At 66.6% G+C, this 12,792-nt stretch carries 11 protein-coding genes; 8 read left to right on the top strand and 3 right to left on the bottom strand.

The annotated features are described in order from the left end of the window. Window positions 1-20: 20 nt before the first annotated feature. The 5 genes from F3H87_RS01820 (at window position 21) to F3H87_RS01800 (ending at window position 6,931) form a co-directional block, all read left to right on the top strand. Window positions 21-809 carry a uracil-DNA glycosylase gene (locus F3H87_RS01820; protein WP_149786733.1) on the top strand — a complete coding sequence of 263 codons (789 nt, stop codon included), beginning with the start codon at window positions 21-23 and terminating at the stop codon, window positions 807-809. Beyond that, window positions 809-1,402, top strand: coding sequence for a metallophosphoesterase family protein (locus F3H87_RS01815; protein WP_149786734.1), 594 nt, complete (start codon window positions 809-811; stop codon window positions 1,400-1,402). Before F3H87_RS01820 ends, F3H87_RS01815 begins: the two co-directional genes overlap by 1 nt. A 12-nt stretch (window positions 1,403-1,414) precedes the next feature. Beyond that, on the top strand, window positions 1,415-1,957 hold the full coding sequence (moaB, locus tag F3H87_RS01810) for a molybdenum cofactor biosynthesis protein B (RefSeq protein ID WP_149786735.1): 543 nt from the start codon (window positions 1,415-1,417) through the stop codon (window positions 1,955-1,957). 99 nt (window positions 1,958-2,056) lie between these two features. Beyond that, on the top strand, window positions 2,057-3,523 hold the full coding sequence (locus tag F3H87_RS01805) for an efflux RND transporter periplasmic adaptor subunit (protein ID WP_149786736.1): 1,467 nt from the start codon (window positions 2,057-2,059) through the stop codon (window positions 3,521-3,523). 3 nt (window positions 3,524-3,526) lie between these two features. Then, a complete protein-coding gene (locus F3H87_RS01800; protein ID WP_149786737.1) occupies window positions 3,527-6,931 on the top strand; it encodes an efflux RND transporter permease subunit in 3,405 nt (1,134 codons plus the stop codon). A gap of 1 nt (window position 6,932) precedes the next feature. On the opposite strand, the gene rlmH is transcribed toward F3H87_RS01800, so the two are convergent. The 3 genes from rlmH to F3H87_RS01785 form a co-directional block, all read right to left on the bottom strand. Further along, a complete protein-coding gene (gene rlmH, locus F3H87_RS01795) occupies window positions 6,933-7,403 on the bottom strand; it encodes a 23S rRNA (pseudouridine(1915)-N(3))-methyltransferase RlmH (protein WP_149786738.1) in 471 nt (156 codons plus the stop codon). Beyond that, window positions 7,404-7,775 (bottom strand): ribosome silencing factor, encoded by a 372-nt coding sequence (gene rsfS, locus F3H87_RS01790; protein WP_149786739.1) that lies wholly within the window; start codon window positions 7,773-7,775, stop codon window positions 7,404-7,406. Window positions 7,776-7,963: 188 nt separating this feature from the next. Further along, window positions 7,964-9,301, bottom strand: a complete 1,338-nt coding sequence (locus F3H87_RS01785) for a mechanosensitive ion channel family protein (protein WP_149786740.1) — start codon at window positions 9,299-9,301, stop codon at window positions 7,964-7,966. 256 nt (window positions 9,302-9,557) lie between these two features. Between F3H87_RS01785 and leuC the strand changes: the two genes are divergently transcribed. The 3 genes from leuC to F3H87_RS21910 all read left to right on the top strand — a co-directional run bounded on the left by leuC (window position 9,558) and on the right by F3H87_RS21910 (window position 12,761). Next, the gene (leuC, locus tag F3H87_RS01775) at window positions 9,558-10,964 is read left to right on the top strand and encodes a 3-isopropylmalate dehydratase large subunit (RefSeq protein ID WP_149786741.1); all 1,407 of its coding nucleotides are present in this window, start codon (window positions 9,558-9,560) and stop codon (window positions 10,962-10,964) included. Next, window positions 10,964-11,569, top strand: coding sequence for a 3-isopropylmalate dehydratase small subunit (gene leuD / locus F3H87_RS01770; protein WP_149786742.1), 606 nt, complete (start codon window positions 10,964-10,966; stop codon window positions 11,567-11,569). The genes leuC and leuD overlap by 1 nt, the downstream gene beginning before the upstream one ends. 313 nt (window positions 11,570-11,882) lie before the next feature. Continuing rightward, entirely contained in the window at window positions 11,883-12,761 is an 879-nt protein-coding gene (locus tag F3H87_RS21910; RefSeq protein ID WP_223227938.1) for a hypothetical protein, read from the top strand. Window positions 12,762-12,792: the final 31 nt, after the last annotated feature.

Below are 12,792 nucleotides of genomic sequence, written 5' to 3'. Positions count from 1 at the left end.
CCAGCGCCTAGGTTAGAAGCATGGAATCGGCAACCGACACATATGCGGCACTGGCCGCGCTGGACTGGCAGGTCGAGCTTGGCGCGATCGACGCCATCGGCGACGCGCCGGTCAACCGCTATGATCTGCCGACCGAAGCACCGGCAAAACCGACATCGGCCCGCCCGGCACCACAGGCCGCGCCCCCCGCCAAACCCGCCGGGATCGACCCCGTGGCCATCGCGCGCCAGATGGCGCAGGGTGCTGCCGACCTTGAACACCTGCGCGCGGCGCTGGCGGCCTATGACCATTGCGAATTGCGGCGCGGCGCGCGCAACCTTGTCTTTGCCGATGGCAACCCCGCCGCCCGCGTCATGATCATCGGCGAGGCGCCAGGCCGCGACGAGGACCGCGAGGGCAAGCCCTTTGTCGGGCGCGCGGGCCAGTTGCTGGACCGGATGCTGGCCGCCGTCGGGCTGGACCGCCACGCCGACGATGCGGCCAAAGCGGTCTATATCACCAACGTCCTGCCCTGGCGCCCGCCGCAGAACCGCGACCCGAAGCCCGAGGAAATCGCCATGATGCTGCCCTTCGTGCAGCGCCATGTCGACCTGGTGCAGCCCGATATCGTGGTGCTGATGGGCAATTCCAGTTGTCAGGCCGGGCTTGGCAAACGCGGTATCACCCGGCTGCGCGGCCAGTGGCACGAGGCCTATGGCCGCCCCGCCCTGCCGATGCTGCACCCGGCCTACCTGCTGCGCCAGCCGCAGGCCAAGCGCGAGGCATGGGCCGACCTTCTGACCCTCAAGGCGCGGCTGGAGTCCTCCTGATGCATATCCTTGCGTTTTCCGACCTGCATCTGGCCCGCAACCGGGCCGAGGCGCTGACCGAGGCCAGCACCGAGGCCGGGCTGGTGATCGGCGCAGGCGATTTCTGCAACATGCGCGAGGGGCTGGAGGACGCGATGGAGATGCTGCGCGGCATCATGGCGCCGATGATCGTCGTGCCCGGCAATGCCGAAAGCGCCGGGGAACTGCGCGCCGCGGCCCGGCCCAACATGACCGTGCTGCACGGGCGGGCCACCGAGGCCGAAGGCCTGCGCATCTTCGGGCTGGGCTATGGCGTACCGGTCACGCCCTTCGGCCAGTGGTCGTGCGACCTGTCCGAGGACGAGGCCGCGAAGATGCTGGAAGGGGCCGAGGGCTGCGATATCCTGATCACCCACTCCCCGCCCAAGGGTGTGGCCGACACGACATCGGGCGGGCAATCGGTCGGCTCGGTTGCGATCCGAGACGCAATCGCGCGGTTTCAACCCAAAATCGCGCTGTGCGGCCATATCCACGACAGCTGGGGCAAGTCGGGAACGATCGGCGATACGAAGGTGCACAACCTCGGCCCGAAACCCAACTGGTTCGAAATCTGAGGCAGGATCGACATGTCACGCATCGACGACAGCAAGGAATTCATCCCCGTGCGCATCGCGGTCCTGACCGTCAGCGACACGCGCGGGATCGCGGATGACCGCTCGGGCGATACGCTGGTGCAGCGGATCGAGGGGGCGGGGCATATCCTGGCCGACCGGATGCTTGTGCGTGACGAACGCGACGCCATCGCCGCGCAATTGCGCGAATGGGTGGAAAACCCCGACGTGGACGTGGTGATCTCGACCGGCGGCACCGGCCTGACCGGGCGCGACGTGACGGTCGAGGCGCATCGCGATGTCTATGAAAAGGAAATCGACGCCTTCGGCACGGTCTTTACCATCGTCAGCATGAACAAGATCGGCACCAGCGCCGTGCAGTCCCGCGCCACCGGCGGCGTGGCGGGCGGCACCTACCTGTTCGCCCTGCCCGGCAGCACCGGCGCCTGCAAGGATGCGTGGGACGAAATCCTGCAATACCAGCTCGATTACCGCCACGGCCCCTGCAACTTCGTGCAGATTATGCCCCGTCTGGAAGAACACAAGCGACGGAAATAGCACGGTGCCGCGTAACATGCTTGTGGTTTGGTTTTTTCCGGGCCGCGGTTACACTTCGGCGCCGGGCATTGTCCCGCCTTGCAAGGGTTTGAAAAAACGATGCGTTTTCTGCGGCAAAGCCTTTCGGGGCTGTTTCTGGTTTCAGTCACCCTGGCGCTTCTGATCTATGCCGGGGCGCTGCTGCGTGACGCCATCCAGGACCGCCTGAGCCGCGAGGCCGTCGTGCCCCCGCAGCGCGAGCGCGTCTTCACGGTCAATGTCGAACCGGCCGAGTTGCGCACCGTCGCCCCCGTCCTGACCGCCTTTGGCCAGGTGCAGAGCCGCCGGACGCTGGAACTGCGCGCCGCCGCCAGCGGCACGGTGATCGAACTGTCCCCCGATTTCGAGGAAGGCGCCCGGATCACGGCCGGAACGGTGCTTTTGCGGATCGACCCGGCCGATGCGCAATCCGCCTACGACCGGACGGCGGCGGACCTGCTGGATGCCGAGGCCGAGGAGCGCGAGGCCGCCCGCGCGTTGGTGCTGGCGCGCGACGAACTGGCCGCCGCGCAGGAACAGGCCGATCTGCGCGAACGCGCCTTCCGGCGGCAAACCGACCTTGAGGCGCGCGGCGTGGGCACGGCGGCGGCGGTGGAAACCGCCGAACTGGCCGCGTCCTCGGCGCGGCAGGCGGTGCTGACCCGCCGGCAGGCGGTCAGCCAGGCCGAGGCGCGGGTCGATCAGGCGCAAACCCTGCTGGCCCGCGCCCGCATCGCCCGCGACGAGGCGCAGCGGCGGCTGGACGATACCGTGATGCGCGCCGGGTTCGACGGATCGCTCAGCGGGGTGACGGTGGTCGAGGGTGGGCTTGTCTCGGTCAACGAGCGGCTGGCGGAACTTGTGGACGACAGCGCGCTCGAGGTCGCGCTGCGCATCTCGACCCCGCAATATGCCCGGCTGCTTGACGATAACGGCGAGCTGGCCCCGCTGCCGGTGACCGTCACGCTCAGCGTGCTGGGGGCCGAGCTTGAGGCGACGGGCACCCTGACCCGCGACAGCGCCGCGGTCGGCGAGGGCCAGACCGGGCGGCTGATCTTTGCCCGGCTGGACGAGGCGCGCGGCTTCAAGCCCGGCGATTTCGTCACCGTCCGCGTCACCGAACCAGAGGTCGAAAACGTGGTGCGCCTGCCCGCGACATCGCTTGCGGCGGATGGCACGGTTCTGGTTCTGGGCGTCGAGGACCGGCTTGACTCCCTGCCGGTGACGCTGGTGCGGCGGCAGGGCGACGACGTTCTGGTGCGCGGCCCCGGGCTTGGCGGGCGCGAGGTGGTGCGCGAACGATCGCCGCTGCTGGGGCCGGGCATCAAGGTGCGCCCGCTGCGCCAGGCGCAGGAAGGCGCGCAGGCCGCCCCGCCCCCGCCCGCGATGCTGGAACTGACCGAGGAACGCCGCGCGCGGCTGGTCGCCTTCGTCGAGAACAATCCCGGGATGCCGGACGAGATCCGGTCTTCGATCCTGGCCAGCCTGCAACAGCCCCGCGTGCCCGCGCAGATGGTCGAACGGCTCGAATCCCGGATGGGGGGCTAGGCGATGGTGCGCCAGATCCCCGAAAGCGCGGGCGGCATCCTGTCCTATTTCACCCGCCACCGCACCGCCGCGAACCTGCTGCTGGTGGTGCTGCTGGTGCTGGGCATGGCCGCCGTGCCGCGGATGCGGGCGCAGTTCTTTCCCGACGTGGTGGTCGACGACATCTCGGTCTCGGTCATCTGGGAGGGCGCGGGCGCCGAGGACGTGGACCATGGTATCGTGCAACTGCTGGAACCCGCCCTGCTGGCGGTCGAGGGGGTCGAAAGCTCGTCCAGCGCGTCCTACGAGGGGCGTGCCTCGATCCGGCTGGAATTCGAACCCGACTATGATATGAGCCGCGCCTCGGACGACGTGCAGCAGGCCATCGATTCCGTCACCACCCTGCCGGAAGAGTCCGAGGAACCCGAGATGCGCCGCGGTGTCTGGTACGACCGCGTGACCGACCTGGTGATCACCGGCCCGGTCGGCACCGAGCAACTGGCGCTGTTCACCGACGAGCTGGTGAACCGGCTGTTCGCCGCGGGCGTCACCCGCACGACGGTGCGCGGCCTTGCCGCGCCGCAGACCATCGTCGAGGTGCCGTCGGTCAACCTGATGGCGCATGACGTGACGATCCAGCAGATCGCCGCCGCCATCGCCGAAGAGGTCGATACCGATCCGGCGGGCGACATCACCGGCGCCAATACCCGCGTGCGCACCGGCGTGGAAAAGCGCGACCCCGGCCAGATCGCCGGGATCGTCCTGCGCTCGAACGACGACGGTTCGACCCTGACGGTGGGAGACGTGGCCCATGTGCGCACCGAGGGCGTGACGCGAAACCGCAGCTATTTCGTGGGCCCGGACCCGGCGATGTCGATCCGGGTGGACCGCTCGGCCTCGGGCGACGCCATCGGGTTGCAGCGCCAGGTCGAGGAGGTCGCCGCCGAGATGGAGGCCACCCTGCCCGCGGGCGTCACCATCGACCTGATCCGCACGCGGGCCGAACATATCACCGGGCGCCTGAACATCCTGATCGACAACGGCGTCATGGGGCTGGGGCTGGTGCTGGCGCTGCTGTTCCTGTTTCTCAACGCGCGCACCGCCTTCTGGGTGGCGGCGGGTATCCCGGTGTCGATGCTGACGGCGGTCGCGCTGATGTATGCCGCCGGGCTGACGATCAACATGATCTCGCTTTTCGCGCTGATCATCACGCTGGGTATCGTGGTGGACGACGCCATCGTGGTGGGCGAACATGCCGATGCCCGCGCGCGCCGGCTGCGCGAGGCGCCCGAGGCCGCGGCCGAGAACGCCGCGCGCCGCATGGCGATGCCGGTGTTTTCCGCGACGCTGACCACCGTGATCGCCTTTTTCGGCCTGACCGCCATCGGCGGGCGGTTCGGCAACATGATCTCGGACATTCCCTTTACGGTGATCGTGGTGCTGACTGCCTCGCTGGTGGAATGCTTCCTGATCCTGCCGCATCACATGGCCCATGCCCTGACCCATACCGGCAAGGACCACTGGTACGACGCGCCCTCGCGCGTGGTGAACCGCGGTTTTCGCTGGCTGCGCGATCACGTCTTCCGCAGCATCATCGCCTTCGTGGTCTGGGCGCGCTACCCGGTTTTCGGGCTGGCCGTGGTGGTCCTGGCCAGCCAGGTGGCGATGCTGACCCGCGGCGATGTGCAATGGCGGTTCTTCAACTCGCCCGAACAGGGCAGCGTGACCGGCAATTTCGCCATGCTGCCCGGCGCGACGCGGGCCGAGTCGCTGGCGATGATGCGCGAAATGCAACGCGCGGCCGAGGCCCTGGGCGCGCAGTACGAGGAACAGTACGGGCGCAACCCGATCGACTATGCCATCGCCGAGATCGGCGGCAATTCGGGCCGCGCGCTGCCGGGCACCGAGAACAAGGATGCCGACCTGCTGGGCGGTATCTCGGTCGAGCTGATCGACGCCGACCTGCGGCCCTATTCCAGTTTCCAGTTCGTGGCCGAGTTGCAGGACGCGGTGCAGCCGCACCCGATGGCCGAAACCGTCAGCTTCCGCGGCTGGCGTTCCGGCCCCGGCGGCGAGGCGCTGGACGTGCAGTTCCACGGCGCCAGCCCCGAAACGCTCAAGGCGGCGAGCGAGGCGCTGAAAACCGCGCTGCTGCGCTTTCCCGAGGTTTCGGCGGTCGAGGACGACCTGGCCTACGACAAGGAAGAACTGATCCTGGAGCTGACCCCGCAGGGGCAATCGCTGGGCTTCACCATCGACGGGATCGGCCGCGTGCTGCGCCACCGCCTGAACGGGCTGGAGGCCGCGACCTACCCGATGGGTCCGCGCAGCGCCGAGATCCGCGTGGAGCTGCCCGACAGCGAACTGACCGCCGACTTCATGGAACGGATGCAGATGCGCACGCCGACCGGCGCCTATGTGCCGCTGGCCGATATCGTCAGCGCCGAGCGGCGCACCGGGTTTTCCACCGTGCGGCGCGAGGACGGTATCCGGCTGATTTCCGTCACCGGCGACATATCCGAGGACGATCCCGCCCGCGCCGAAGAGGTCATGCGCGCGCTGGAGCAGGAGATCCTGCCCGACATCGCCGCCAGCCATCAGGTCGAATGGCGCCTGTCGGGGCTGAGCGAACAGGAGGACGAATTCCTAGGCGACGCGATGACCGGCCTGATCCTGTGCCTGACGGGGATCTACATCGTGCTGGCCTGGGTGTTTTCAAGCTGGACCCGGCCGGTGGTGGTGATGGCGATCATTCCCTTCGGCCTGGTCGGCACGGTCTGGGGCCATTACATCTGGGATGTGCCGATGTCGATGTTCACGGTCGTCGGCCTGCTGGGGATGACCGGGATCATCATCAACGACTCGATCGTGCTGGTCACGACGATCGACGAATACGGGCAGGAACGCGGTCTGTTCCCGTCGATCGTCGACGGAACGGCCGACCGTCTGCGGCCGGTGATGCTGACCACCCTGACCACGGTGCTGGGGCTGGCGCCGCTGCTTTACGAAGGGTCGCAACAGGCGCAGTTCCTGAAACCGACGGTGATCACGCTGGTTTACGGGCTGGGTTTCGGCATGGTGCTGGTGCTGATCGTGGTGCCCGCGCTGATGGCGATGCAGCAGGACGTGGCGCGGCAGGTGGCGGCGCTGAAGCGCAGCCTGCGGGCCCCTGCCCTGCGCGGCGCGATGTGGCCGGCGCTGGCGCTGGTGCTGGCGTGGCTGGGGCTGGCGATGGGCTGGGTCGCGGTGACCGGCGCGCTGAACCCGCAGGTCGCCATGGCGCTGCCGGGGCTGGCCGCGCTGCCGGCGATGGTGGCGGGGTTCGTGCTGTTTCTTGCCGGGGCGGCGGTTCTGGCGCTGGGGGCGTTCGCGGTAATCGCGGTGGCACATCTGCGGCACCGGCGGCGCGAAACCGGGAACGCGCCGTAACTCAGGCCCGGTGATAGGGGCTGCCGGCCAGGATCGAGGCAGCGCGGTAAAGCTGTTCGCACAGCATCACGCGGGCCAGCATATGCGGCCACACCATCCTGCCGAAGCTGAGCGAGGCATCGGCCCGCGCCCGCAGGGCGGGGTCGATCCCGTCAGCGCCGCCGATCACGAAAGCCACGTCGCCCCGCCCGGCATCGCGCCATTTCGCCAGCAGCGCCGCGAAATCGGGCGAGGACATCAGTTTGCCGCGTTCATCCAGCGTGCAGACCAGCGCGCCGCCGGGGATCGCGCGATCCAGCAGCGCGGCCTCGGCGGCCATGCCGCCACCCTTCCTGTCCTCGACCTCATGCAGCTGCGCCGGGCCCAGGCCAAGCGCCCGCCCGGTGCGGTCGAAACGTGTGAGATAATCGTCGATCAGCGCGCGCTCGGGCCCCGCCCGAAGGCGCCCCACGGCGCAAAGATGGACGCGCATTCAGCCCCGTGCCTGATCCGATGCCGGATGGTTGGGCAGCCACATCTTTTCAAGCTGGTAGAATTCGCGCACCTCGGGGCGGAACACGTGCACCACCACGTCGCCGGTGTCGATCAGCACCCAGTCGCCGGTTTCCTTGCCCTCGGTGCGGACGGGAATACCGAATTCCTCCTTCAGGCGCTCGACCAGCTTTTCGGCAATCGCCGTGACCTGGCGCGACGACCGGCCCGAACAGACGATCATGTAATCGCCGATAGACGACTTGCCGCGCAGGTCGATCTGCACGATGTCTTCGGCCTTGTCGCTTTCCAGTGAGGAAAGGATGCTCGTCAGCAGGGCATCGCTGGTCACATCCGTGCGGGCGCCGGTCATCGGCACCCCGTTGTCAGCGGCCCCGGCCGCGTCTGCGATAAGAGACAGGACATTGTCCTCCTATGCTGCGCACCGTCCGTGCCCCGGTGCTGGGCGTATGGTAAAAGTAACAACGCGGGTGTGAAAAAACAATGTCGTTCGGCGGCAAGGCCCCTGCGGCATTGTGCGGAACCCCGCCGGTGCGCATCTCAGTCGGGCAGACGGGCGGGATCGTTCAGCATCCGCACCTCGCGCTGCGGGAACGGGATCGAGATATCGTTTTCCTTGAACGCATCCCAAAGCGCCAGGTAGACATTGCCGCGGATATTGGTCAGACCGCCGGTCGGGTCCGAGATCCAGAAGCGCAGGATGTAATCCACCGAACTGTCGCCGAAACCGACGATATGGCAGACCGGCGGCTTGAAAGTCAGCACCCTGTCGACGGATTTCGCCGCCTCGATGGCGATGCGGCGCACCGCGTGCGGATCGTCGCCATAGGCGGTGCCGAAATAGATATCCAGCCGCACGAAATCGTTGGAATGCGACCAGTTCACCACCTGCCCGGTGATCAGGTCCTCGTTCGGGATCAGGTATTCGCGCCCATCGCGCGTCACGACCGAGGTATAGCGGGCGCCCAGCGTGTTGATCCAGCCGAAGGTTTCGCCCAGGCTGATCACGTCGCCGGGCTTGATCGACTTGTCGAGCAGGATGATGACGCCCGACACCAGGTTCGACACCACCTTTTGCAGACCGAAACCCAACCCCACGCCGATGGCGCCGGACAGGACGGCCAGCCCGGTCAGGTCCACCCCCACCATGCGCAGCCCGAGGAAGAACGCCGCGCCATAGAGCAGCAGTTGCAGGAACTTGACCGCCAGCACCTGCATCGAGGGGCTGATATCCTGGTTCTTGCGGATGCGCCCCGCCGAGGTCACCGAGACAAAGCGCGCCACGAAGAACAGCGCCCCGATGATCGCCACTGCCTGCAGCACGATCCAGACCGACAGCCGCGTGTCGCCCAGCGACAGCGACATGCTGTCCAACAGCGCGCGGGTTTCGTCCGTCAGCCCCAGGATCGACAGTGTTACCCATGTCCAGCCGGCATAGCGCACGACGGCGCGCAGGAAGGCGTTGACGATCAGCCGCGACACCAGGACGATCAGCAACCAGGCCAGCGCAAGCTGCGCGATGATGCCCAGAAGATAGGTGCGCGACGGCCAGGTCAGTTCGCGCATGATCCAGATCACCGGCCAGAGCAGCGCCACGAACAGGATCAGCCGCATCCGGTTGCGCACCATCAGGCCGAACCGCTTGCGCCACATCGGCCAGTTCTCGCGCGTGCGCAGCCAGGCGTCCCAGCGCGCCGCCAGCACCCTGGCGGCGAAATGCGCCACCACCAGCACCGCCAGCGCGATCAGGATCTGGTAGCCGTTCCACGGCCGCAGGAAGGATTGCACGAACGCCTCGACATGGCCCAGCAGGCCCTGGCCGATCTGGGCGAACTCGGCAGCCTGATCGGCCAGGTTGTTACTTTCCTCGGGGTTCATCGCACCGTCCTTTCGGGCAGTTTGGCCAATGGGGCACAGCGGGGCAAGGGCATAGAGGCTTGCGAGACTCGGCGGGCCGGTATATCCCGTGCGACATGACACGGATTTTCGACATGGATGATCGCGCCCGCCTGCCCTGGCGGTTCTATGGCGCCACGCATACCGTTCTGGCCCGTCTATGATGCCGGCCGGGCGCTGAGTGCGCCCCGATATACCCGTTACCCACCGACAAACATCTGAAAACCGGAGAGGTCCGATGTCCCCCAAAACGCTTTATGACAAGATCTGGGATGCCCATGTCGTCCAGCAGGACGAGGACGGCACCTGCCTGCTTTATATCGACCGCCACCTCGTGCACGAGGTGACCAGCCCGCAAGCCTTCGAAGGGCTGCGCATGGCCGGCCGCAAGGTCCACGCGCCGGACCGCACGATCGCGGTGCCCGACCATAACGTGCCCACCACGGCCGGTCGCGAGAACCCCGACCAGATGCCCGAGGACAGCCGTATCCAGGTCGCCGCGCTGGACCAGAACGCCAGGGATTTCGGCATCCACTATTACCCGGTGGACGACATCCGCCAGGGCATCGTGCATATCGTCGGCCCCGAACAGGGCTGGACCCTGCCGGGCATGACCGTGGTTTGCGGCGACAGCCACACCGCCACGCATGGCGCCTTCGGCGCGCTGGCGCATGGTATCGGCACCTCGGAGGTGGAACATGTGCTGGCCACCCAGACGCTGATCCAGAAGAAATCCAAGAACATGAAGGTGGAAATCACCGGCAAGCTGCGCCCGGGCGTCACCGCCAAGGACATCACCCTGTCGGTCATCGGCGCCACCGGCACCGCCGGCGGCACCGGATACGTGATCGAATATTGCGGCGAGGCGATCCGCGACCTGTCGATGGAAGGGCGGATGACCGTCTGCAACATGGCGATCGAAGGCGGCGCGCGCGCCGGCCTGATCGCGCCGGACGAAACCACCTTCGAATACGTCAGGGGCCGCCCGCACGCGCCTAAGGGCGCACAGTGGGAGGCCGCGCTGGACTGGTGGAAGACGCTCTATTCCGATGACGACGCGCATTGGGACAAGGTCGTGACCATCAAGGGCGAGGATATCGCCCCCCTCGTGACCTGGGGCACCTCGCCCGAGGACGTGCTGCCGATCACCGGGGAAGTGCCCGATCCGGCAAGCTTTTCCGGCGGCAAGGTCGAGGCCGCGCGCCGGTCGCTGGAATATATGGGCCTGACGCCCGGCCAGAAACTGTCGGACATCGAGGTGGATACCGTCTTTATCGGGTCCTGCACCAACGGCCGGATCGAGGATCTGCGCGCCGCCGCCGCGATCCTGAAGGGCAAGAAGGTCAAGGACGGGATGCGCGCGATGGTTGTGCCCGGCTCGGGCCTGGTGCGCGCGCAGGCCGAGGAAGAGGGCCTTGCCGACATTTTCCGCGAGGCCGGTTTCGAATGGCGCATGGCGGGCTGTTCGATGTGCCTGGCGATGAACCCCGACCAGCTGAGCGAGGGCGAACGCTGCGCCTCGACCTCGAACCGCAACTTCGAGGGGCGGCAGGGCTACAAGGGCCGCACCCACCTGGTGTCGCCGGCGATGGCCGCCGCCGCCGCCGTGACCGGCAAGCTGACCGACGTTCGGGAGATGATCTGATGGAAAAGTTCGAAAAACTGACGGGTATCGCGGCGCCCCTGCCGCTGGTGAATATCGACACCGATATGATCATCCCCAAGCAGTTCCTGAAAACGATCAAGCGGTCGGGGCTGGGCGTGAGCCTGTTCCAGGAAATGCGTTATGACCGGCAAGGCAACGAGAACCCCGATTTCGTGCTGAACAAGCCGCAATACCGCGAGGCCGAGATCCTTGTCACCGGCGACAATTTCGGCTGCGGCTCGTCGCGCGAACACGCGCCCTGGGCGCTCAAGGATTTCGGCATCAGGACGGTGATCGCAACCTCTTTCGCCGACATCTTCTACAACAACTGCTTCAAGAACGGCATCCTGCCCATCATCCTGCCGCAGGAGGCGGTGGATGTGCTGATGCAGGACGCCGAAAAGGGCTCGAACGCGCGGATGATCGTCGATCTCGAAGCGCAGACCGTGACCTCGTCGGATGGCGAGGTGTTCCCGTTCGAGGTGGACAGCTTCAAGAAGCATTGCCTGCTCAACGGGCTGGACGATATCGGCCTGACGCTGGAAAAGGCCTCCTCGATCGACGCGTTCGAAACCGGCATCGCCCAGGCACGCCCCTGGGTCTGACCATGTGGCGGCGTCCGGGCATGGCCCCGGACGCCCTGCCCCATCGGCGCTTGTGCGTATTTAACTCCTTCCCACAAGATATTGAGAAACCACGCGAGTTTATTCAATTCGCGGGAAAAATGATGCATTCCCGCACCAGTTTTTCCATGAAAAGGCCAAATTGATTATCACAATGGTAAGGGTCGCTTGAGCAATGTGACGAAAGAAGGCAACAATTGGGCAAGAATGAGGCAGACCGCCGGCACCGGCGGCATCAGTTTGGGAAAAGGGCGCGGCAACGCATCGCGCCCGGCCAGGTTGAAGGGAACGGGCAGTGATCGCTCAGGTATTCAACGCGCTTTTTCGCGCCGCTCTTGTGGCTGTGCTCGTGGCACTGCCCGCGCTTGTGCTGCCCAGCGCAAGCCATGACGGCTCGCAGATCGTCGTGCTGGTTTCCATCGTCATCGCCCTGCTGGTTTTCCTGGAATACAACAGCGCCTATCCCAGCCTTGTGGAATTCCGCTATGCCCCGCCCATCAACCGCCTGCGGTTCGGCGCGCTGTTCCTGAGCGTCGCGGTGCTGAGCGCGGTGTGCGCCGATGCCACCTCGAACAGCACCATCGGCGCGATCGGCGCCGCGGTCGCCCGGCTGACCGGCGGCTGGCTGGACGTGCCCTTTTCGCCGGTGCGGCTGATGGTGCTGACGCTGCCGCCCGATGCCCCGGCAACCCTTGTGAACACGTTGCGCGATGCCGCCGGCTTCGCCTATTTCGTCTCTCTCGCCATCGTCGTCGTCTTTTTCCTGCAGGTGCATGTCGCCGGCTGGCCCGCCCGCCACGGCGCGTTCAACGTCTGGATCAACCTGCCGCTTTTCGACCCCACGGCGGGCAGCGATGTCGTCCGGCGGTTGCAGCGGCACGGGCTGATTAACCTCGTGTTAGGGTTTTTGCTGCCATTCCTGTTCCCGGCGGGTGTGAAGGCCGCGTCGGGCGTGATCGACCCGATGATCCTTGCAAACGCGCAAACGCTGATCTGGGTCGTGTCTCTATGGGCTATTCTGCCGGCCAGCATGATGATCCGCGGTCTGGCCATGAACCGCATCGCGCAGATGATCCTGCAAAAGCGCCAGCGCGCCTATGCCGCGGCCGAAGCCGAGGGCGACGATACGCCCGCCGCCGAAGAAAGCAAATCGCGCACCTATCAGCTGGTCTGATCGCGCTGTTCTGCGCGGCGGCGCCCCTGCC

Source organism: Lutimaribacter pacificus (assembly GCF_900142185.1).
Classification (GTDB): domain Bacteria; phylum Pseudomonadota; class Alphaproteobacteria; order Rhodobacterales; family Rhodobacteraceae; genus Lutimaribacter; species Lutimaribacter pacificus.
The sequence above is the reverse complement of the archived record's forward strand: the minus strand, read 5'-3'. Positions and strand labels throughout refer to the sequence as shown.